The sequence below is a fragment of the Polynucleobacter sp. AP-Kolm-20A-A1 genome, assembly GCF_018688315.1.
Classification (GTDB): domain Bacteria; phylum Pseudomonadota; class Gammaproteobacteria; order Burkholderiales; family Burkholderiaceae; genus Polynucleobacter.
Map to the genome: position 1 here is coordinate 1831584 of NZ_CP061315.1, position 20041 is coordinate 1851624.

A 20041-nucleotide genomic window follows, 5' to 3' on the forward strand; every position below is an offset into this window, starting at 1 on the left:
GTTTATCAGGTGGTAAGCTATCGAAATGATCTATCAATTTCGCTCAAAAGCTGGTCCAGATGTCATCATGCTGGCCGATCTAACCAAGCGAATCTTCGATATTTTGGGGCGCCCTTTAGAGCCCAGGGGAATTCTCACGGTTGAGCAACTTCCCGATCTCATCACTGCCTTAGAAACGGCCATTTTGAAAGATTTAGAAGAAAGATCCAAAGCTAAGTCCGAGACCGAAGATGGCGCTGAAAAACCCAAGCTTGCAGACCGACTTGGGCAAAGAGCCTACCCATTCCTAGAATTAATGAAGCAGGCAAAGTCCAAAGACGAACCCGTAATGTGGGGCGTTTAATCTAATAAGCTAGCAAGTTGACGGCGAGTGTCTTCCACTGATTGGCCACGACGCTTAGCCAAGTCTTCCACCTGATCATCCGAGAGTTTGCCTACGTTAAAGTAACGGGCATCTGGATGGGCCAAATAGAAACCGCTTACGCTTGAGGCTGGATTCATGGCCATAGATTCTGTCAAGGTCATGCCGATATCCTCAGACCCAATCACGCGCAATAAATCTTCTTTAACTTCATGTGCAGGGCAGGCTGGATAGCCAGGCGCTGGACGAATACCGCGATATTCCTCATTGATCATTTGATCGTTTGTCAAAATCTCATCCGTTGCATATCCCCACAAATCGGTGCGTACGCGATGGTGCATTAACTCAGCAAACGCTTCAGCTAAACGATCCGCCAAAGCCTTCAACATAATTGCGCTGTAATCATCATGCTTTGCTTGAAACTCAGCCACTTTCTTTTCTACGCCATGGCCTGTTGTCACAGCAAAACAACCGAGGTAATCAGCAACACCTAAATCTTTTGGCGCAACATAATCAGCCAAACAACGATTTGGTCTGCGAACGCCCTCTACAACCGGTCTCTCAGATTGTTGGCGCAAGTTATGCCACACAAACAAAGGATGCTCACGAGCTTCATCGCTATACAAAACGATATCGTCACCAATTGTGTTGGCAGGATAAAAAGCAACTACTGCATCAGCCTGCAGCCATTGGCCTTTAATCAACTTATCGAGCAAGGCCTGAGCATCTTCAAATACCTTGCGCGCCTCGACACCAACGATCTCATCATCCAGGATTGCCGGGAATTTTCCAGCCAAATCCCAAGTCTGAAAGAATGGCGTCCAGTCGATATACTTCGCGATATCGCTTAGTGCAAAGTTTTTAAATACACGACGTCCAATAAATTTAGGTTTCTCTGGCACATAAGATGACCAGTCAATCATCTCGCGATTCTTACGTGCAGCCTCTAATGAAATGGTTGGCGCAGCTTTTTTATTGGCATGCTGCTCACGGATACGCACATAGTCATCGCGTAAATCTTGAATAAATTTCTTAGCACTTTCGTCTGAGAGCAAGCTAGAAGCAACCGATACAGAACGTGAAGCATCTGGCACATAAACTACCGGGCCATCGTAGTGTGGGGCAATTTTTACGGCAGTATGAACACGAGAGGTTGTTGCACCACCAATCATCAATGGAATTTGACGTTCGCGGAACCAGTCGTCACGTTGCATTTCTTGGGCAACATAAGTCATCTCTTCCAGAGACGGTGTAATTAAGCCTGATAGGCCAACAATGTCTGCATTCTCTTCCTTGGCGCGCTTCAGAATCTCTGCACACGGAACCATCACGCCCATATTGGCGACTTCAAAGTTATTACACTGCAGAACTACAGTCACAATATTTTTTCCAATATCGTGAACGTCACCTTTAACAGTAGCCATCACAATTTTGCCCTTGGCTTTAGCTTCTCCGCCTGCAGCAATGTGTTGACGCTTTTCTTCCTCGATGTAAGGAATCAAAATAGCAACCGCTTGCTTCATCACGCGAGCGCTCTTGACAACCTGAGGCAGGAACATTTTGCCGGCACCAAATAGATCACCAACGACATTCATGCCATCCATGAGGGGGCCTTCAATCACCTCAATTGGTCGGCCGCCTGCACCCATGATTTCTGCGCGCAACTCTTCAGTGTCATCTTCAATGTAAGTTGTAATGCCATGAACTAGAGCGTGTGTTAGGCGTTCACGCACTGGTGCCTCACGCCACACCAAATTCTCAACTTGTTTAGCGCCGCCGCCTTTAAATTGATCTGCAATATCAAGCAAGCGCTCAGTTGGGGTCTTGCCATCTTTTTCTTTAAAGCGGTTAAGCACCACATCTTCTACGCGCTCGCGCAAATCAGGATCTAGATCGGCGTATACACCTAACTGACCAGCATTCACAATACCCATGTCCATGCCAGCTTGAATAGCGTGATACAGAAACACCGTATGAATTGCTTCACGAACACGATCATTGCCGCGGAACGAGAAGCTCACATTAGAAACGCCACCACTTACTTTGGCGCCAGGCAGATTTTCTTTAATCCAGCGAGTAGCATTGATGAAGTCAACTGCGTAGTTGTCGTGCTCTTCAATACCAGTAGCAATGGCAAAAATATTGGGGTCAAAGATAATGTCTTCTGCAGGAAAACCGATCTCGTTTACCAAGATCTCATAGCAGCGCTGACAGATCTCTGTCTTACGTTTAAATGTATCAGCCTGACCAACCTCATCAAAAGCCATCACTACTGAAGCCGCACCGTAGCGACGAATTAAACGTGCTTGCTTTCTGAAAGGCTCCTCGCCCTCTTTAAGAGAGATCGAGTTAACAATCGGCTTACCTTGAATACATTTCAAACCCGCTTCGATCACACTCCACTTTGAGGAGTCAATCATGATGGGTACACGAGCAATATCAGGCTCTGACGCAATGAGATTTAAGAAGCGTGTCATAGCCGCTTCAGAATCAAGCATCGCCTCATCCATATTGATGTCGATGACTTGAGCGCCGTTTTCAACTTGTTGACGCGCTACTGCTAACGCCTCATCAAATTGATTATTCAAAATCATGCGGGCAAACGCTTTTGAACCTGTGACGTTAGTACGCTCACCAATATTCACGAAGCCGACATCAGCTGTAACGTTAAAAGGTTCGAGACCGGAGAGCTTCATCGCTGGCATAGATTTTTTCTCTAGCTTGCTCATGCTGCCACCCCTGCATTTTCACGATAGAACGCACGAGGTTTGCGCTTGGCAACAGCATCTGCAATTGCGCGAATATGGTCAGGAGTAGTGCCGCAACAGCCGCCCACTAAATTTACTAAGCCATCTTTAGCAAAGCCATCTACCAAGCTAGAAGTAATTTCAGGCGTTTCATCAAAGCCCGTATCGCTCATTGGGTTAGGCAGGCCGGCATTGGGGTAGCAAGAAACTGCGGCATCACAAATCCTTGCCAGTTCTGCGATGTAGGGGCGCATTAGTGCAGCACCTAGAGCACAGTTCAGACCAAAAGTCAGCGGCTTAATGTGACGCAAACTGTTCCAAAACGCTTCAACAGTTTGTCCAGACAAAATACGACCCGATGCATCAGTCACCGTTCCAGAAATCATGACTGGCAAACGCTCACCCGTCTCTTCAAAGAATTCATCTAGCGCAAACAATGCTGCTTTGGCATTCAGTGTGTCAAAAATAGTTTCGACTAAAAATAAATCTACACCACCCGCAAATAAACCTTCAATCTGTTCACGATAAGAAGCACGTAGAGCATCGAAAGTGACGTTGCGCGCACCCGGATCATTTACGTCAGGAGAAATGCTGGCAGTCTTTGGTGTAGGCCCAATCGCGCCCGCAGCAAAGCGTGGCTTTTCAGGGGTGCTGTATTTTTCACATGCAGCGCGCGCCAACTTTGCAGAGACTTCATTCATCTCACGCGCTAAGCCGGCCATCTTGTAATCCTCTTGTGCAACTGAGGTTGCACCAAAAGTATTGGTTTCAATAATGTCTGCACCAGCATCTAAATACTGCTCATGAATTTTGCTAATAATTTGAGGCTGGGTCAGAACCAAAAGTTCGTTATTGCCTTTGATGTCACCTGGATGATCAGCAAAACGAGTATTCCCCGGCAACCCACGATAGTCAGCTTCAGTTAATTTGTATTGCTGGATCATGGTACCCATAGCGCCATCCAAAATGAGGATGCGCTGCTTTAGCAGCTCAGGAAGTGCCTGACCGCGGGTATAAGGCTGGGATAAACCATTAAATTGCATTATTGAACCGGGAATAATCTCTAGAATCCCTTATTCTATTGGAAAAGCCACTTTTCATTTACCCCGGAGCCCCTATGTTTGGAACCATTCCAGAATTCAACCAAAGCCTTGATATGTTTAAAACCATGTGGGGTCAAGGTGCAGCGGCACAAGCCGGACAGTTTCCCTTTTCCGCTGATGCTTCTAAGGCCGGCGGTGGCTTTGGGGCAGCCTTTCCTGGCTTAGATGTAGACGAGCTAGAAAAACGCATTAAAGACCTTAAAAGCGTTGAAAACTGGCTCAATTTGAATCTGAATATCCTGAAATCGACCATTCAAGGTCTTGAGGTGCAACACGCCACGATGATGGCGCTCAAATCCTTTGGTGACGCAGTGTCAGCTGCTGGAGCTGCAGCAACAAGCCCTAGCGAAACCTCTGAAACTACATCAACTAAATCGACGAAGGCTAAACCGCGGAAAACCGCAGCACGCCGTCCTCGCAAAGCTGGCGATCCAACTTTCCTCGACGAAGTAGGTAATTCAGATGAGCAATAGCCTCACCCATCGCAAATGTGAGTTGATGAATATCTAATTCACGTTTAAACAAAACCGGCACTATCTCTCGAGCATGTGCCGGTTTTTTACATGCGTCTAAAGTATCCGCCAAACGTTCGTCATGATGTGCCTTCAGTTGTGCAATGCGTGGGAGCATCCCCTGAAAAGGCTTGCCGTGAGAAGGCAATACCAAAGTATCCGCTGGCAATGCTGAATACTTTTCAATCGAGTCTAAATAAAGACCCAATGGATCAGCATCGGGATCAGCATCATAAACACTTACGTTCGTTGAGATGCGCGGTAAGAGCATGTCGCCAGAAATTAGTACGCCAATCTCTTTGCAATATAAAGATGCATGCTCGGGTGCATGACCATACCCCATAATGATTTGCCAGCTTCTGCCACCAATCCAAATATTCTCACCCTCTAAAATGCGGCGATATTGACGCGGCACTCCAGGAACCATATTGCTGTAGTAATTAGAGCGCGCCCGAATTTTTTCCAAATCCTCTGGCGCCGTTAATCCATGTTTCTGAAAATGATCTGCTGAGCCGCCGCTGCCCGCGCGCGCACCAATCGCTGCGCCACCCTCTTTGCAACTCAACCACTGAGCAGTAAGGTAATCCGTCATGGAAATCCATAAAGGTACTTTCCACTTTTCACATAGCCATTGCGATAAGCCAACATGATCCGGGTGCATGTGCGTTACAAGCACTCGTAATACTGGCAAACCTTCCAGCTGGGTTGCAAAAATTTTCTCCCATGAGGCCCTAGTCTCATCATTAGCAATGCCGCAATCGATGATTGTCCAACCCTGAATGCCATCGATCTCATCGCGCAACAACCAAAGATTAATGTGATCCAAAGCAAACGGCAGCCGCATTCTGAGCCAACGAACACCAGGCGCCACCTCAATACTGCTACCCACTTCGGGAAGTACATCTCCTAGGGGATAATGGATATCAGCCTCTGCTTTTGCTCGATTTTGAGTGCTCATGGTCTAGCGTTTTCTTTTATGTTTATTTTGTTTTAGGTTTACTTTGACAACCGTTCCATCGCCTTGCGTTAATTGGTGTGATATCAACCCAGAAAATGGTTATTGCCGTGGTTGTTATCGTACGCTTACTGAAATTGCAAATTGGTCTGAGCTCTCAAATCCTGAAAAGCTTGAGGTATGGTCATTATTAACAGATCGCAAACCTCAAGCATCAGAATAGGTGCCACTCATTGCTTAGATTATTTGTTCACATCCACAATTAAACGACCACGCACATTGCCCGCCATTAACTCTTGCGCATACTTTAACGATTCCTCTAAAGTAATTTCGTGAGAAATTTCATCCAATGTTTTTAGATCCACTAATTTACTGAGTTGCTCATACGCCGCAATACGTTTTGCACGTGGCACAGTTACGCTATTGATTCCATATAAAGTTACGCCTCGCAAAATAAATGGCGCAACAGTAGAGGGGAAATCCATTCCCTGAGCAAGGCCACATGCCGCGACAGCGCCATCGCTCTTAGTCTGAGCACATGCATTTGCCAAGGTATGACTACCAACGCTATCCACTACTGCAGCCCAACGCTCTTTTGCCAATGGCTTGCCTGGGGCAGAGAGAGTAGCGCGATCAATCACTTCTGTAGCACCTAATTTTTTCAGGTAATCCGCTTCTGCCATACGGCCTGTACTAGCAACCACAGTAAAACCTAATTTACTCAAAAGAGTGATCGCAAAACTACCAACGCCGCCTGCAGCGCCAGTTACCAAAACTTCGCCATCGCTAGGCTTAAGGCCGTGCTTTTGCAACGCCATCACACACAACATTGCTGTATACCCAGCCGTTCCAATTGCTAATGCTTGCTTAGCAGTAAAACCCTTAGGTAAAGGAATCAACCAGTCCCCCTTTACGCGAGCCTGTTGCGCTAAGCCACCCCAATGGCCTTCGCCTACACCCCAGCCATTGAGGAGAACCATGTCCCCAGCCTTAAAGTCTGAGTTGCTGCTTTCAATCACTTCGCCAGCAAAATCAATTCCAGGGACCATCGGAAAACTCCGCACCACCGGTCCTTTGCCAGTAATGGCTAAACCGTCTTTATAGTTCAGGGTTGAATAAAGCACCTTAACCCTGACATCACCTTCCGGGAGATTTGCTTCATCAGATTGCCCAAGCTCAGCACGATAGCCTTGCTCATCTTTATTGACCAAAATTGCCTTAAACATATCTCTTCCTTGTAGAACGAACGATTTCCCCGCAACAATTGCTTAATAGGTTTATCCTAACGAGCATTGCTGATTATGGAGGTTTCCATGAAAAAAATTCTACTATTAACCGTAATTTCTGGCTCGCTGCTGTCTGGGTGCTATTCCACGCAGGTCAACATGTCGATGGGCAATATGCGCCTGATCTCTTCTAGCGCCAATCCCCAGGATGTGATGGATTTCGCCACCAAGACCTGTAAAGATGACTTCTACCAAGGCGCCAGCTTCCTATCGAAGGCCGGCAAGGAATACCGCTTCAAATGCGTAAAAGCTGAAGAAAACGAGATTCTGATTCCAATTCCAGGCACAACGATTGCTGCTGAAGCAACAGCCGCAACTAAATAAGCAAAAATTGATGACCCCGTTTACCTCACAAGAATTACGCAAAGGATTTGCATCGTTTGCAACCGGGGTCACAGTGATCACCTGCCTTGATGAAGAAAAAAATTCTCATGGCATCACTATCAGCTCTTTCAACACTGTTTCTTTAGAGCCACCGCTCATTTTGTGGAGCCTGAAAAAACACTCACGCCTGATGCCTTGGGTTGAGGTTGGGAAAAAACATCTCATTCATGTGCTGGAGCGCTCCCAAGAAAATTTAGCGATGCACTTTGCCACCGTAAAAATCGATCAATTCTCTGGGGTAGCGCACAAACTTGCTGCAAGCGGACTTACCCAAATTGATGGCTGCGTCGCCTATTACGAATGCGAAACCATTTGCGTTCATACCGGCGGCGATCACAACATCATTGTTGCAAAAGTAATCAACTTAAAAAATCACCCCGAAAAAGAACCGCTGATTTTTGCTCGCAGCAAGTTCGTCGGCCTTGATTTTTCTGAAGCCAAAACTGCTTAATACTCGTAAGGAAATGCCATGATGCGTTTATGGGGTCGCAAAAGTTCCATTAATGTTCAAAAAGTATTGTGGTGCCTGGCAGAGCTAGGATTCAAAGAAGGCAAGGATTTTGAGCGCATCGATGCAGGACTTCATTTTGGGAAAAACAATACGCCTGAATTTCTCAAAATGAATCCGAATGGACTTGTGCCTACGCTCGAAGATGGCGACATGGTACTTTGGGAGTCCAACACTATCCTGCGTTACTTAGTTTCACAGTACGATAAAAATGGGCGCTTCCCAAAAGACATTGCAGCTCAATACGGCTCTGAAAAAATGATGGACTGGCAATTGGCTACTCTATGGCCACCTTTGCGAACGGCTTTTCTGGGACTTACCAGAACACCAGAAAAAGATCGTGATTACGACGCGATCTACAAGGGCTATCAAACAACTAACCAAACTCTCAGCTTGCTGGATAGCATCCTAGCTACGCAAGATTACTGCTCAGGCAATCAATTTAATATCGGCGATATTGTGGTGGCCCTAGGCGTGCATCGCTGGGTTTTGCTGAGCGATACCTTTCCAGAAAAAACGGGTCCACGCACTGAACTGAAAAATGTAGCGCGCTGGTTAAAGCAACTGAGGGCTGAAACCTGTTTTAGCGAATTTGCTGATAAAGAACTCAATATCGTCAAATAAGCTTTAAGGCTCAACAATATTATTGTTGCTTGAACTTTTTAGCGTGGTGATCTGCGCCAATAAATAGATACATGGCTGGCACAACGAATAGCGTGAAGAGTGTGCCAATAGATAGGCCGGTAAAGATGACGATGCCCATTGACTGACGTCCTGCAGCGCCAGCTCCAGAGGCAATCACCAAAGGCAAGACACCCAAGACCATCGCTGCTGTAGTCATCAGAATTGGTCTTAAACGAACACTGCTAGCCTCAACAATCGCATCGACCTTGCTACGACCCGCCTCTTGCAACTCGTTAGCAAACTCTACGATCAAAATCCCGTGCTTACTAATGAGGCCCATTAACGTTACCAATCCCACCTGCGTATAAACGTTTAAGGTGGTGAATCCCAGATTAATAAATATCAGAGCGCCAAATAAAGCCAGCGGAACTGAAACCAGAATCACAATCGGATCACGGAAGCTCTCAAACTGAGCGGCTAACACGAGGAATACGATCAAGATCGCAAAGAACATCGTTACCAAGAATCCACCGGACTCAGCCATAAACTGTCTAGATGGACCAGCGTAGTCCATACTGTAACCATTAGGCGCGACCTCTTTGAGGGTTTGACGCATGAACTCCAACAAATCCGCCTGCGAAATAAACGGTGTACTTACTCCAGAAATCGTTGCGGAGTTTAATTGCTGAAAGTGATTAATCGATTGGGGAACTACTTTTTGTTTAATGCTAGCAATCGTGCGCGCCTGAATCATTGCACCACTAGGAGTACGAATGTAGTAATCCAAAATCTGATCAGGATTTAAACGATCTATTTGCTTTACTTGTGGAATCACTCGATATGAGCGTCCTGCAACTGAGAAGTAGTTTACGTATCCGCCACCCAAGGCTGCAGATAGGGCCGCGCCCACTTGCTGTTGAGTCATTCCTAGAGCAGCAACCTTTTCGCGATCAATCACCAGTACATCTTGTGGCTTATCAATTTTCAAATCTGAATCGACGAAGAAGAAGTTGCCGCTGCGACGTGCTTTATCCAACACCGCTTGGGAAACTTCATTTAATTGCTCATAAGACTCGGTAGTGTTAATCACCACCTGCACTGGCAAGCCTTGTGCGCCTGGCAAAGCTGGGAACTGGAAGGCTGCAACCCTTGCGCCAGCAATCGTGTTCCATTTTTGCTGCATGTCTTCTTGGAACTTGGTTGCGTTGCGACTACGCTCCTTCCAATCTTTCAATAGCACACCACCGAAGCTACTAGTTGGGCTGGTGATTTGGAACATTTGCTCGTATTCAGGTTCAGCGCTAGAGATCTGGTAAATCTGATCTGCGTACGTCTGCATTTGATTAACGGTGCTATTAGGCGGACCCGAAGCCTGCATCAACACAATGCCCTGGTCTTCAGTAGGTGCTAATTCTGCTCTTGCTGTTGCATACAAATACGCTACGCCACCCAACAAGATTGCGCCCATCACAATGATCACCTGCCACGTGCTTAACAAGTCACGCAATGTTGTTTGATAGCTGTGATGTACTTTGTCAAAAATCTTGTCAATTTTTTGCACAAAAGAAGATGCTTCTTGCTCTTCAGTAAAGATGCGGGAGCACATCATTGGCGAAAGCGTCAGTGCAATCAAGCCAGAGACGGCAACAGCACTTGCCAAAGTGAAGGCGAACTCAGTAAAGAGTGCGCCAGTAAGACCGCCCTGGAAACCAATTGGAATGTACACAGCAATCAACACAACTGTCATTGCCAAGATTGGGCCGCCCAGCTCCCTAGCGGCAATCAGAGAAGCCTCCAACGGAGACTTACCCTCTTTCATATGACGGTCAACGTTTTCCACCACAATGATGGCGTCGTCCACCACCAAACCAATGGCCAACACTAGAGCAAGCAGAGTAAGCAGGTTGATGGAGTAACCCAATACCTGCATCAAGAAGAAGGTGCCAATCAATGAGAGTGGCATTGCAATCACCGGGACAGCAACAGCGCGCACACTTCCCAAGAATAGATAAATCACGATTGTCACAATCACCAAGGCCTCTAATAAGGTAGATACAACCTCATCAATAGAGCTGGTAATAAATTCTGTAGAGTCATAAACAATTTTGCCCGTCATACCGATAGGCAATTGCTTCTGAATATCTGGAACAACATCACGGACACGTTGCGCTACATCAAGCAAGTTCGCTTGAGGTGCCACCTTGATGGCAATAAAGACCGACTTCTTACCGCTAAATGCTACGTTAGTGTTGTAATCCTCAGAACCCAAAGTAACCGTAGCAACCTGGTCAAGATAAACAATATTGACGCCATCTTTTTTGACAACCAGCTTGCGGAACTCTTCTAGGGTATGCAAATCTGTGCCAGCCACCAGATCTACAGCAACCATATCGCCTTTGGTGCTACCGACTGCTGAGAGGTAATTATTTGCGGACATAGCGCTATAGACATCATCGGCACCAATCCCGAGACCAGCCATCTTCTCGCGATCTAACCAGGCGCGTAGCGCAAACTTTCTGCCGCCAGTAATTTCTGCGTTCTGCACACCCTCAACAGAGTCTAACTTTGGCTTTACAACACGCAATAAATAATCAGTAATCGCATTATTGGGAATGTCATCGCTATAAAAGCCCATATACATTGCCGCAGTTGATTGGCCAACTTGAACAGTTAATACGGGCTGCTGCGCTTGGGGTGGGAGTTGATTTTTTACTGCACTAATTTGAGTCTGAATCTGCGTTAATGCGGCATTAGAGTCATAGTTCAGCTTGAGGGTGGCAATAATTGTAGAGACGCCACTCACACTAGTTGAAGATAAGTAATCAATCCCTTGCGCCTGCGCAACCGATGCTTCGAGAGGCTGAGTAATAAAGCCTGCAATCGTCTCAGGATCAGCACCATAGTAAGCGGTGGTAATGGTCACAATCGCATTTTGCGTTTGTGGATACTGATTTACCGGCAATGAGCCAATCGCCTTCAATCCAAACACCAAGACGAGTGCACTCACAACCAGTGAGAGCACTGGCCTGCGGATGAATATGTCAGTCCAATTCATCTGCTATTTATTCCTGTGGCTTAGGGTCAGGTGAATTTGCAGGGAGCACCTTGTTATTAATGATCAATGGTGTGCCATTTTTGAGCTTCAACTGACCACTAGTAACAACCGTAGCGCCTTCATCAACCCCTTTAAGAATTGCAACCTGATCACCGCGAGTCGTGCCAGTTGTGACAAACACCTGTTGCGCCTCATAGGCAGGCTTACCTTGCTTATCTTTCTTACCAGTCGGTTTGGCGATAAACACTGTAGACCCGTAAGGGTTATAAGTTACAGCCGTTTGTGGCAAGGTCAATAACTGCACTTGATCGCCCACTTTAATGTTCACATTGGCGAACATACCTGGCAGAATTTTCTTATCGGGATTAGCGATTTGCGCCTCAACCTGAATATTTCGAGTGTTGGTATCCACCCTTGGACTTACTGCAGTGATCTTGCCAGTGAAGCTCGCATCTTTGAATGCATCAGTGGTCACCACGACTTCTTGCCCGACCTGAATTTGTTCAGCATTGTTTTGCGGCAAATTAAAGTCAACAAAAATAGGATCCAAAGTTTGGAGGGTTAACAGCTTATCGCCTGGATTAACGTACTGACCAGGGTTAATGGCCACAATACCGATGCGACCAGTAAATGGCGCTTTCAGATTTTTCTTGGCAACGAGTGCTGTTTGTTGCTCTACCTGGGCTTGCTTAGATTTAGCATCGGCTGCGCTGGTATCAAACACGTTCTTACTAATAGCCTGAATAGCCAGCTGTTGTCTATCACGCTCATTAATCACCTTAGCCAAATCAGCCAAGGCCTTTAAAGAGTTCAGTTGTGCAACATCAGAAGCATCGTTTAATTTAATGAGCAATTCACCTTCTTTAACGTCTTGGCCTGATTTCACTGGCACGGTTTGTACCAAACCGCCAATCTCAGTGCTGAGTTCTACACCCCTAAATGCACGAACGTTACCTACGCTAGTAAGTTTTGGCTGCCATTCAGAAGTAGCAATCACCATTGTGGAAACAGTCGCAGGCGGCAGACCCATTCCAGAGATGAAATGCTTAATCATAAAAGTCTTGAGTTGATTAAAAGTAAAAATCAATCCAAGCAATAAGAAAACACCGCACAACATAATAGTCATACGACGTTGCAATGGCTCCATCGCCATAAGCTTTGCGTAAGCCTTGGTATTGCGCCACTTCGCGCCCATACGCGCATAGAAGGCCTTAGCCTTTTCCCAAAGCGCAATCGCTTTCTCACGCAATTTCCACTCAATTGCTTTGCGTTGAGTCCATGCCCACAGGGCAAGAACAGCAGCAATCAGCTTGCTCTTAATTGTTTCCAGAAGTTTCATTTTGATCTTTGTTCGCTATGTCTTTTGGTTTAAATGCGGGGCCTTCGCGATTCCACCAGCCACCACCTAATGCTGCAAATAAAGCTGCGGTATCAGAGAACCGTGTTGCTTGCGCAGAAACGGATTTGACCTTCGCAAGTTGATATTGATTTTGGTAATACAAAACTGCTAAATAACTTGCTGTGCCCAGCTTGTATTGCTGTTGTACCAAGTCCAATGTTTCGTAGGCATAGCGCTCTGCGTCCGATGCGGACTTTAATGCTTGAGCTCCCGTCTCCAAAGCACGTAACGCATCCGCAACTTCCTGAAATGCTTTCAATACTGTTGCTTGATATTGAAACGCCGCTTGTTCATAGTTGGCGATTGCGCCACGACGCTGAGCCAATAACTGTCCGCCCTGGAATAAAGGCTGCAAGATGCCGCCGCCCAAAGTCCATAAAGCAGAATTTGGCCCAAACAAGGAGCTCGATGTCAGCGCTGCAGCTCCAGCAGAACCGGTGATCGTAAATTGCGGCAGTAAATTGGCTGTTGCCACGCCTACAAACGCATTCTGAGCTTTTAATTGGGCCTCTGCAGCACGTACATCAGGGCGCTGACGTACCAGGCTCGATGGCACTGAAAGTGGTAATTTTGCTGGCAGATGCAAAGTGCTTAAATCAAATTTCGCAATATCAGCACTGCTTGGTAATTCGCCAATGAGCACTGCTAATTGATTGCGGGCGAACGCTAAATTTCTCTCATAGTTAAATAAATCAACTTGTGAGTTAGATACCAATGTTCTTTGTGATGTGACGTCCACTCTTGAGACGGTACCAATAACCAACTGCTTCTCAGTCACCTCAGCAAGATTAGTTTGCGCCTTCAGAATTTCTTCTGTTGCTTGCATCTGCGCACGCAGCGCCGCTTCTCGCACTGCGCTTGTAACAATGTTTGCTGTTAGTGAAAGGTAAGCGCCCTCTAGTTGAAACTGAGCAATCTCAGCCTGCGCTCTAGCGCCCTCTACAGCACGCCGCGCGCCACCAAAGACATCAAGCTTATAGCTGACATTGACTGAGGTGTTGTATAGGTTGTAAGTATCGCTTCCGTAGTTCATGCCATAGACTGCAGAAGGCTGCTTCTGTCTTAATGCGCTTGCGCCCAGACCAATTGCCGGAAAGTATTGACCGCCAATTTGTGCATTGACGTTTTCTTGGGCTGCACGCAATGCTGCATCTGCTGCGCCTAAATTTGGATTTTGCTGAAGCGCTTTTTTAATCAACGCATCAAGCTCTGGAGACTTATAAAGCTCCCACCACTGCGCCTCTATGTCGGCACCTTCAACGAACTCTTGATCGGATCCGCCAGGTACACCTTCAGCAGTGGCTAATTTTTTGGAGAGAGTTGTCTCTGTATAAGAGGAGGTATTGGGTGCGTCTGGCTGCTTAAAGTCTGGGCCAACTGCGCAAGCAGATAACGCGCCTACACAAACGAGCGCAAGTAAATGCAAGCGGGAGACTAGGGGTGCTTTCGACAGAAACATGAATTGCGACAAATATCCTCTTTTACAAGAGTTATTTGAACACAAAAATGCAATCAGGGCCTCGTAAAGCCCTGATTTATCTACCTAAATTTGTTCACAGCTTGAAGCAAAAGTCAAACAAGATCAAAAAAATTATTCAACCGTTACGCTCTTAGCTAAGTTTCTTGGCTTATCAACATCAGTCCCGCGAGCACAGGCTGTGTGATACGCCAGAAGCTGTAGTGGCACTACGTGAAGAATAGGTGAGAGATTGCCGTAGTGCTCAGGCAATCGAATGACGTTGATGCCGTCACTGTTCACAATCTCAGTATCGTGATCAGCAAACACATAAAGCTTTCCGCCGCGCGCCTTAACTTCTTGCATATTCGATTTGAGCTTTTCAAGGAGCTCATCTTTTGGAGCAACCGTCACCACTGGCATTTTGTCTGTCACCAGAGCCAATGGGCCATGCTTTAACTCACCAGCTGGATAGGCTTCAGCATGGATATAAGAAATTTCTTTTAATTTGAGTGCGCCCTCAAGTGCAATTGGGTAATGCATTCCGCGCCCCAAAAAGAGCGCATTCTCACATTTAGCAAAGGCATCACTCCAAGCAATGATTTGCGGCTCAAGTGCCAGTACTGCATGTAGCGCTTTTGGCAAATGGCGCAATTCACGAAGTAGTGATTTTTCTTTCTCAGCAGAAATCTTGCCTGCGCGCTTCGCAATAGAAACCGCTAAAAGATAAAGTGCTAGGAGTTGAGTTGTAAATGCCTTGGTTGAAGCAACGCCGATCTCAGTCCCAGCCTTTGTCAAGAAATGCCAATTCGTTTCACGAACCATGGCGCTGCTAGCCACATTGCAAATGGCTAAGGTGTATTGATGCCCCAAGTCCTTGGCGTGTCGTAATGCTGCCAATGTATCTGCAGTCTCGCCAGATTGAGAAACCACAACAATTAATGTTTTAGGATTTGGCACCGTGGCGCGATAGCGATACTCGCTAGCAATCTCGACTTGCGTTGGAATGCCTGCAATATCTTCCAGCCAATATTTAGCAACACATGCAGAGTAGTAACTTGTTCCGCAAGCCAAAATTAATATTTGATCGAAAGCTTTCCAGTCATCTGGGTTCGCGCCGAATAGCTCTGGCCCAAATGTAGCGATATTTGCAAGAGTGTCGCCAATTGCACGTGGCTGCTCAAAGATTTCTTTTTGCATGTAGTGCTGATAAGGGCCCAGATCAACGGAATCAGCCTGCGCTGGCATTGGCTTGAGCTCTCTTTGAGCAGTCTTACCAGCTTGATCAATTACTACAACGCTATCTGCCTTCAAGACCGCAACATCGCCCTCTTCCAAATACATCATGGAATGCGCGCGCCCAGCCAAAGCTAAGGCATCAGATGCCAAGAAGTTTTCTTTTTCACCAAGCGCAACTACCAGGGGCGAACCAACGCGGGCACCCACCAAAGTGGTTGGGTTGTCTTGCGCAATCACGCCAATAGCATAGGCACCAAGCAATCTAGGCAATACCGCTTTTACCGATTGGGCAATATCTTTTTGTCCGCCAGCAACGTATTGCTGATGAATTAAATGCGCAATGACTTCTGTGTCTGTCTCGGATGTAAATACATATCCGGCAGCTTTTAATTCAGTACGTAGCGCTTCATAGTTTTCAATAATGCCGTTATGCACCACTGCAATCAAACCATTTGAAATATGAGGGTGGGCATTTTGTGTATCAGGCTTACCGTGGGTTGCCCAACGCGTATGGGCAATGCCTAAAGTCCCATGAAAATCTTTGCCCTGCTCAGCAAGCTCAGAAACTCGAGCAGTAGTGCGCGCTCTTTCAATTGGGTGCTTTACATCGTCGCCGTTAATAACCGCAAAACCGCAAGAGTCATAGCCACGGTACTCCAAGCGACGCAAGCCCTCAACCAAGGCATCTACGATGTTCTTATGGGAGGCCGCGCCAACAATACCGCACATTATTTTTTACCCTTTGCAGTTTTCATAACCGTCTTTTTAACCACTTTCTTCACAGCTTTCTTTGCTGTCTTTTTGGCTACTACTTTTTTTGCTACCGGTTTTTTTGTGGGTAATTTTTTCTCTTGCTTTACAGGGCGCTGCCACTGCAAAGAAATTTGTTTTGCTCTAGATACGGTTAGTTGATTTGCTGGGGCATCTTTGGTGAGCGTTGTGCCTGCACCCAATGTAGCGCCGCGGCCTACTCTGACCGGCGCAACTAACTGTGTATCCGAACCAATGAATACGTCATCTTCAATAATGGTTTGATGTTTATTGACGCCATCATAATTACAGGTAATCGTACCAGCGCCAATATTGACTCTTGAACCAACAATCGAGTCACCAACATAAGCCAAATGATTCGCTTTGCTATTGGCAGCAATTTTGCTGTTCTTTACTTCTACGAAATTACCAATATGTACATCGTTTGATAAGTCCGCACCTGGACGTAAACGAGCATAAGGACCAATCAATGATTGATTGCCTACTTTTGCGCCGTCTACATGGCTATACGCATGAATGGATACACCTTTACCAATAACGCTATTGCGAATCACGCAATAAGGTCCAATCTTTGTGCCAGCGCCTAAAGTGACACAGCCCTCAAATACACAACCAACATCAATCGATACATCGGTGCCACACTCTAAAGTGCCGCGCACATCAATGCGTGCTGGATCCGCAAGCGAAACTCCTGCATCCATTAATTGATTGGCAATATTGAGTTGATGTACGCGCTCTAGTGCAGCCAGTTGATCGCGACTATTGACGCCAACAGTTTCAAACTCATCATCGGCTTGTGTTGTACGAATCGGCACGCCATCTTTCACTGCCATGGCGATTACATCAGTTAAGTAATACTCGCCCTGAGCATTACTAGAGCGTAAAGCCTTTAACCACTTCTTTAGGGAGCTCGTTGGCAACACCATGATGCCGGTATTAATTTCTTGAATTAATTTTTGCGCTGCTGTGGCGTCTTTTTCTTCAACTATCTCTTTTACCGAACCATCAGCATCGCGCACAATACGACCGTATCCAGTTGGATTGCTTAGGTTCTGTGTCAGCAAAGCCAATGCGCAATCTTGCCCTCTTACACCATCGGCTAATTTTGCTAATTTACTAAGCGTCTTTTTGGTTGTCAGGGGAACGTCGCCATACAAAACCAATGTCGGCTCTTGTACATCTAACTTAGGCAATGCTTGCAAGAGTGCGTGACCCGTACCCTTTTGCTCGGCTTGTAGTGCAGTTACTACTTTGCTAAAGCCCGCATCTTCTTTGCTTGTGTTTACTAAGAATGTTTTAACGTCGGCAGCCCCATGACCCACTACAACAACAGGACCAGTTTTAGCTTGCTTGCCCTGTAATGAAAGGGCAGTAGTCAGCACATGTTGCAGGAGAGGTTTTCCTGCCAGAGTTTGCAGGACCTTGGGCAAAGCGGATTTCATCCGCTTTCCTTGCCCAGCAGCCAATATGACGATATTCATAAAGGGGGATTATAAGTCCCCTGAATCATGGTTCCGCAGGCCAATTCATCCAAATCAGCCTCATCAATTGCCCTATCACCCGCTGATCTAGCGGCAATACCCGATAGCTCAGTCGAAATCTCTAGGTTTTTGAAATCAAAAGCTTCACCATCCATCAAATGGGATGGAACGATATGGTGCATTGAGCGGAATAAGTTTTCCACTCGGCCCGGATGCTTCTTTTCCCACTCGCGCAGCATTTCTTTCATGACCTGGCGCTGTAAATTGGGCTGACTGCCACACAAATCACATGGAATGATCGGGAAATTCATATCTGTCGCATAACGTTCAAGCAGCTTTTCGGGCACATAAGCCAAAGGACGAATCACAATGTGTTTGCCGTCATCAGAACGCAACTTTGGTGGCATTCCTTTAAGTTTGCCCGCATAGAACATGTTGAGCATCAAGGTTTCTAGGATGTCATCGCGATGATGCCCTAGAGCAATTTTCGTTGCGCCCAACTCATCTGCCACGCGATACAAAATGCCGCGACGTAAACGTGAGCACAATCCGCAGGTAGTTTTACCTTCAGGAATAACGCGCTTCACAATACTGTAGGTATCTTGCTCTTCAATGTGATACTGAACGCCCAAGCCCTTTAAATAATTAGGCAAAATTTCAGCAGGGAAATTAGGTTGCTTTTGATCTAAGTTGACAGCCACGATTTCAAAGTTAATCGGCGCACGCTCACGTAACTTCAACAGAATATCGAGCATGGCATAACTGTCTTTTCCGCCAGATACACAGACCATGACTTTGTCGCCATCCTCAATCATGCCAAAATCACCAATAGCTTGACCTACCAAGCGACAGAGTTTTTTCTCTAACTTGTTTTCTTCGAAGACAACTTTACGAATATCGCCCATAAGCGTTCTTTTCTAAATTCTTTAACTCAAGATGTCTTAATACGAAACACTTCGACGCCCACTGAGTGGCAATCTGGATACACGTCAGGCTTGGCTGTGCTGACGCGTGCAGCTAAGACTTTAGGGTGCAGCAGCATAGCTGTCACGATGTCGTCGCAAAAGGTTTCCTGCAAATGGATATGGCCCTGAGAGGCTCTAGCCTTAATGGTCTCGCGCATGAAGTCGTAATCCACCACCTCATCCAATTGATCTTGAGTTGGCGTATTCATCGCCAGTGGAATATAGAGATCGACATTTAAGATAACGCGTTGTTCCGCTTTTTTCTCAAAGTCATGAACACCAATGTTGATATAGATTTCATAGTCGCGCAAAAATAAGCGGCGGCAATCAACAAGGGCGGGATGAGAAAGAATAGCGTGCATGAATATTTACTTTTTTAAAATACTTAATGGGTTTTGAACATCACATCGCGTGATGATGGCAGCAGGTGCTGCCCGCCATCGACATATAAAGTTGTTCCAGTAATCGCGCCCGAGTCAGCCAGAAATACAGCCGCTTTTGCTATGTCTGCAGGGGTAGAAGATTTTCCCAATGGCGTCATTTGATGCGCTTTAGAAAAACCATCGCGCGTTTGATCTCCGGATGGCAGAGAGATTCCTGGAGCCAATCCAACTACTCGCAAATGCGGCGCAAAATCCATTGCTAATAATTCAACAGAGGAAAGTAGTGCGGCCTTAGATAAGGTGTAAGACAAATAATCTGGATTGAGGTTGATCAGCTTTTGATCAAGCAATTGAATTACCGCCGGAATGATTTCCAGCTTATTTGTTTTATTTTTCTGATATTCAAACATCAGCTGAGATAACAAAATTGGCGCCGTCAAATTCACCTGCATATGATCTTGCAAGCTTTTCCCTGTTAAAGGGGTTTTTGAGTTGGCGCGATCGTATTCAAAGATAGATGCGCTATTTACTAAACAGGCCAAGTTTGGGAAAGCCTTGCTCGCAGCCAAGAAAAGATCTTTGGTCGATGCCTCATTGGCCAAATCTGCCTGAAAAGCCTGAGCCTTGACACCTAAATCCTGAATTTCCTGGACTGTTTGGGCGGCCTCTTGCTCTGAGCGCCCATAATGAACGGCAATATCCCAGCCCTGACGGGCAAACTGCAAAGCAATTTCACGACCAAGGCGCTTGGCGGCGCCAGTCACTAAAACTGCCTTTTTTTGCTGGGATGGTGATGTTGAACTAGGGTTCAA

Annotated in this window: 18 protein-coding genes; 6 read left to right on the forward strand and 12 right to left on the reverse strand. The window is 46.3% G+C overall.

All coding sequences use genetic code 11. The annotated features are described in order from the left end of the window. The first annotated feature begins 25 nt into the window (after positions 1 to 25). Positions 26 to 343 carry a DUF1840 domain-containing protein gene (locus tag C2745_RS09170; RefSeq protein ID WP_128112835.1) on the forward strand — a complete coding sequence of 106 codons (318 nt, stop codon included), beginning with the start codon at positions 26 to 28 and terminating at the stop codon, positions 341 to 343. Here C2745_RS09170 and metH read toward each other — a convergent pair. Next, entirely contained in the window at positions 340 to 3090 is a 2751-nt protein-coding gene (metH, locus tag C2745_RS09175; RefSeq protein ID WP_215384290.1) for a methionine synthase, read from the reverse strand. The genes C2745_RS09170 and metH overlap by 4 nt on opposite strands. Then, positions 3087 to 4151, reverse strand: coding sequence for a homocysteine S-methyltransferase family protein (locus C2745_RS09180; RefSeq protein ID WP_215384291.1), 1065 nt, complete (start codon positions 4149 to 4151; stop codon positions 3087 to 3089). The genes metH and C2745_RS09180 overlap by 4 nt, the downstream gene beginning before the upstream one ends. A gap of 74 nt (positions 4152 to 4225) precedes the next feature. Between C2745_RS09180 and C2745_RS09185 the strand changes: the two genes are divergently transcribed. Beyond that, positions 4226 to 4684, forward strand: coding sequence for a PhaM family polyhydroxyalkanoate granule multifunctional regulatory protein (locus C2745_RS09185; protein ID WP_215384292.1), 459 nt, complete (start codon positions 4226 to 4228; stop codon positions 4682 to 4684). Here C2745_RS09185 and C2745_RS09190 read toward each other — a convergent pair. Further along, positions 4596 to 5681 carry an MBL fold metallo-hydrolase gene (locus C2745_RS09190; protein WP_215384293.1) on the reverse strand — a complete coding sequence of 362 codons (1086 nt, stop codon included), beginning with the start codon at positions 5679 to 5681 and terminating at the stop codon, positions 4596 to 4598. The genes C2745_RS09185 and C2745_RS09190 overlap by 89 nt on opposite strands. A 43-nt stretch (positions 5682 to 5724) precedes the next feature. Between C2745_RS09190 and C2745_RS09195 the strand changes: the two genes are divergently transcribed. Then, positions 5725 to 5901: a DUF1289 domain-containing protein gene (locus C2745_RS09195; RefSeq protein ID WP_215384294.1), complete on the forward strand. Its 177-nt coding sequence runs from the start codon at positions 5725 to 5727 to the stop codon at positions 5899 to 5901. Positions 5902 to 5920: 19 nt separating this feature from the next. On the opposite strand, the gene C2745_RS09200 is transcribed toward C2745_RS09195, so the two are convergent. Then, the gene (locus C2745_RS09200) at positions 5921 to 6904 is read right to left on the reverse strand and encodes an MDR family oxidoreductase (protein WP_215384295.1); all 984 of its coding nucleotides are present in this window, start codon (positions 6902 to 6904) and stop codon (positions 5921 to 5923) included. An 87-nt stretch (positions 6905 to 6991) separates the two neighbouring features. Here C2745_RS09200 and C2745_RS09205 point away from each other — a divergent pair, with 87 nt between their 5' ends. The 3 genes from C2745_RS09205 to C2745_RS09215 are packed head-to-tail and all read left to right on the forward strand — an operon-like array spanning position 6992 to position 8480. Continuing rightward, positions 6992 to 7288: a hypothetical protein gene (locus C2745_RS09205; protein WP_215384296.1), complete on the forward strand. Its 297-nt coding sequence runs from the start codon at positions 6992 to 6994 to the stop codon at positions 7286 to 7288. 10 nt (positions 7289 to 7298) lie between these two features. After that, the gene (locus tag C2745_RS09210; protein WP_215384297.1) at positions 7299 to 7799 is read left to right on the forward strand and encodes a flavin reductase family protein; all 501 of its coding nucleotides are present in this window, start codon (positions 7299 to 7301) and stop codon (positions 7797 to 7799) included. Between the two features lie 18 nt (positions 7800 to 7817). After that, positions 7818 to 8480 carry a glutathione S-transferase family protein gene (locus C2745_RS09215; protein WP_251368328.1) on the forward strand — a complete coding sequence of 221 codons (663 nt, stop codon included), beginning with the start codon at positions 7818 to 7820 and terminating at the stop codon, positions 8478 to 8480. A 19-nt stretch (positions 8481 to 8499) separates the two neighbouring features. Here C2745_RS09215 and C2745_RS09220 read toward each other — a convergent pair whose 3' ends face one another. The 8 genes from C2745_RS09220 to C2745_RS09255 all read right to left on the reverse strand — a co-directional run bounded on the left by C2745_RS09220 (position 8500) and on the right by C2745_RS09255 (position 20041). Then, a complete protein-coding gene (locus C2745_RS09220) occupies positions 8500 to 11535 on the reverse strand; it encodes an efflux RND transporter permease subunit (RefSeq protein WP_215384298.1) in 3036 nt (1011 codons plus the stop codon). A 7-nt stretch (positions 11536 to 11542) separates the two neighbouring features. Continuing rightward, a complete protein-coding gene (locus C2745_RS09225) occupies positions 11543 to 12874 on the reverse strand; it encodes an efflux RND transporter periplasmic adaptor subunit (RefSeq protein ID WP_215384299.1) in 1332 nt (443 codons plus the stop codon). After that, positions 12852 to 14393 (reverse strand): efflux transporter outer membrane subunit, encoded by a 1542-nt coding sequence (locus C2745_RS09230; RefSeq protein ID WP_215384300.1) that lies wholly within the window; start codon positions 14391 to 14393, stop codon positions 12852 to 12854. The genes C2745_RS09225 and C2745_RS09230 overlap by 23 nt, the downstream gene beginning before the upstream one ends. A gap of 132 nt (positions 14394 to 14525) precedes the next feature. Then, positions 14526 to 16358 (reverse strand): glutamine--fructose-6-phosphate transaminase (isomerizing), encoded by a 1833-nt coding sequence (glmS, locus tag C2745_RS09235; protein ID WP_215384301.1) that lies wholly within the window; start codon positions 16356 to 16358, stop codon positions 14526 to 14528. Further along, a complete protein-coding gene (gene glmU, locus C2745_RS09240; protein ID WP_215384302.1) occupies positions 16358 to 17881 on the reverse strand; it encodes a bifunctional UDP-N-acetylglucosamine diphosphorylase/glucosamine-1-phosphate N-acetyltransferase GlmU in 1524 nt (507 codons plus the stop codon). Before glmU ends, glmS begins: the two co-directional genes overlap by 1 nt. After that, positions 17878 to 18786, reverse strand: a complete 909-nt coding sequence (gene ttcA, locus C2745_RS09245; protein WP_215384303.1) for a tRNA 2-thiocytidine(32) synthetase TtcA — start codon at positions 18784 to 18786, stop codon at positions 17878 to 17880. The genes glmU and ttcA overlap by 4 nt, the downstream gene beginning before the upstream one ends. A 26-nt stretch (positions 18787 to 18812) precedes the next feature. Further along, on the reverse strand, positions 18813 to 19208 hold the full coding sequence (locus C2745_RS09250) for a dihydroneopterin aldolase (protein ID WP_068319792.1): 396 nt from the start codon (positions 19206 to 19208) through the stop codon (positions 18813 to 18815). Positions 19209 to 19231: 23 nt separating this feature from the next. Next, positions 19232 to 20041, reverse strand: coding sequence for an SDR family oxidoreductase (locus C2745_RS09255; protein WP_215384304.1), 810 nt, complete (start codon positions 20039 to 20041; stop codon positions 19232 to 19234).

Bases quoted from the DNA above. Each gene is read 5' to 3' on its own strand.
- C2745_RS09215 (WP_251368328.1), top strand. From the start codon at position 7,818: ATGATGCGTTTATGGGGTCGCAAAAGTTCCATTAATGTTCAAAAAGTA.
- C2745_RS09185 (WP_215384292.1), top strand. From the start codon at position 4,226: ATGTTTGGAACCATTCCAGAATTCAACCAAAGCCTTGATATGTTTAAA.
- C2745_RS09190 (WP_215384293.1), bottom strand. From the start codon at position 5,681: ATGAGCACTCAAAATCGAGCAAAAGCAGAGGCTGATATCCATTATCCC.
- C2745_RS09205 (WP_215384296.1), top strand. From the start codon at position 6,992: ATGAAAAAAATTCTACTATTAACCGTAATTTCTGGCTCGCTGCTGTCT.
- C2745_RS09250 (WP_068319792.1), bottom strand. From the start codon at position 19,208: ATGCACGCTATTCTTTCTCATCCCGCCCTTGTTGATTGCCGCCGCTTA.
- glmS (WP_215384301.1), bottom strand. From the start codon at position 16,358: ATGTGCGGTATTGTTGGCGCGGCCTCCCATAAGAACATCGTAGATGCC.
- C2745_RS09170 (WP_128112835.1), top strand. From the start codon at position 26: ATGATCTATCAATTTCGCTCAAAAGCTGGTCCAGATGTCATCATGCTG.
- C2745_RS09230 (WP_215384300.1), bottom strand. From the start codon at position 14,393: ATGTTTCTGTCGAAAGCACCCCTAGTCTCCCGCTTGCATTTACTTGCG.
- C2745_RS09180 (WP_215384291.1), bottom strand. From the start codon at position 4,151: ATGCAATTTAATGGTTTATCCCAGCCTTATACCCGCGGTCAGGCACTT.
- C2745_RS09210 (WP_215384297.1), top strand. From the start codon at position 7,299: ATGACCCCGTTTACCTCACAAGAATTACGCAAAGGATTTGCATCGTTT.
- ttcA (WP_215384303.1), bottom strand. From the start codon at position 18,786: ATGGGCGATATTCGTAAAGTTGTCTTCGAAGAAAACAAGTTAGAGAAA.
- C2745_RS09225 (WP_215384299.1), bottom strand. From the start codon at position 12,874: ATGAAACTTCTGGAAACAATTAAGAGCAAGCTGATTGCTGCTGTTCTT.
- metH (WP_215384290.1), bottom strand. From the start codon at position 3,090: ATGAGCAAGCTAGAGAAAAAATCTATGCCAGCGATGAAGCTCTCCGGT.
- C2745_RS09200 (WP_215384295.1), bottom strand. From the start codon at position 6,904: ATGTTTAAGGCAATTTTGGTCAATAAAGATGAGCAAGGCTATCGTGCT.
- glmU (WP_215384302.1), bottom strand. From the start codon at position 17,881: ATGAATATCGTCATATTGGCTGCTGGGCAAGGAAAGCGGATGAAATCC.
- C2745_RS09220 (WP_215384298.1), bottom strand. From the start codon at position 11,535: ATGAATTGGACTGACATATTCATCCGCAGGCCAGTGCTCTCACTGGTT.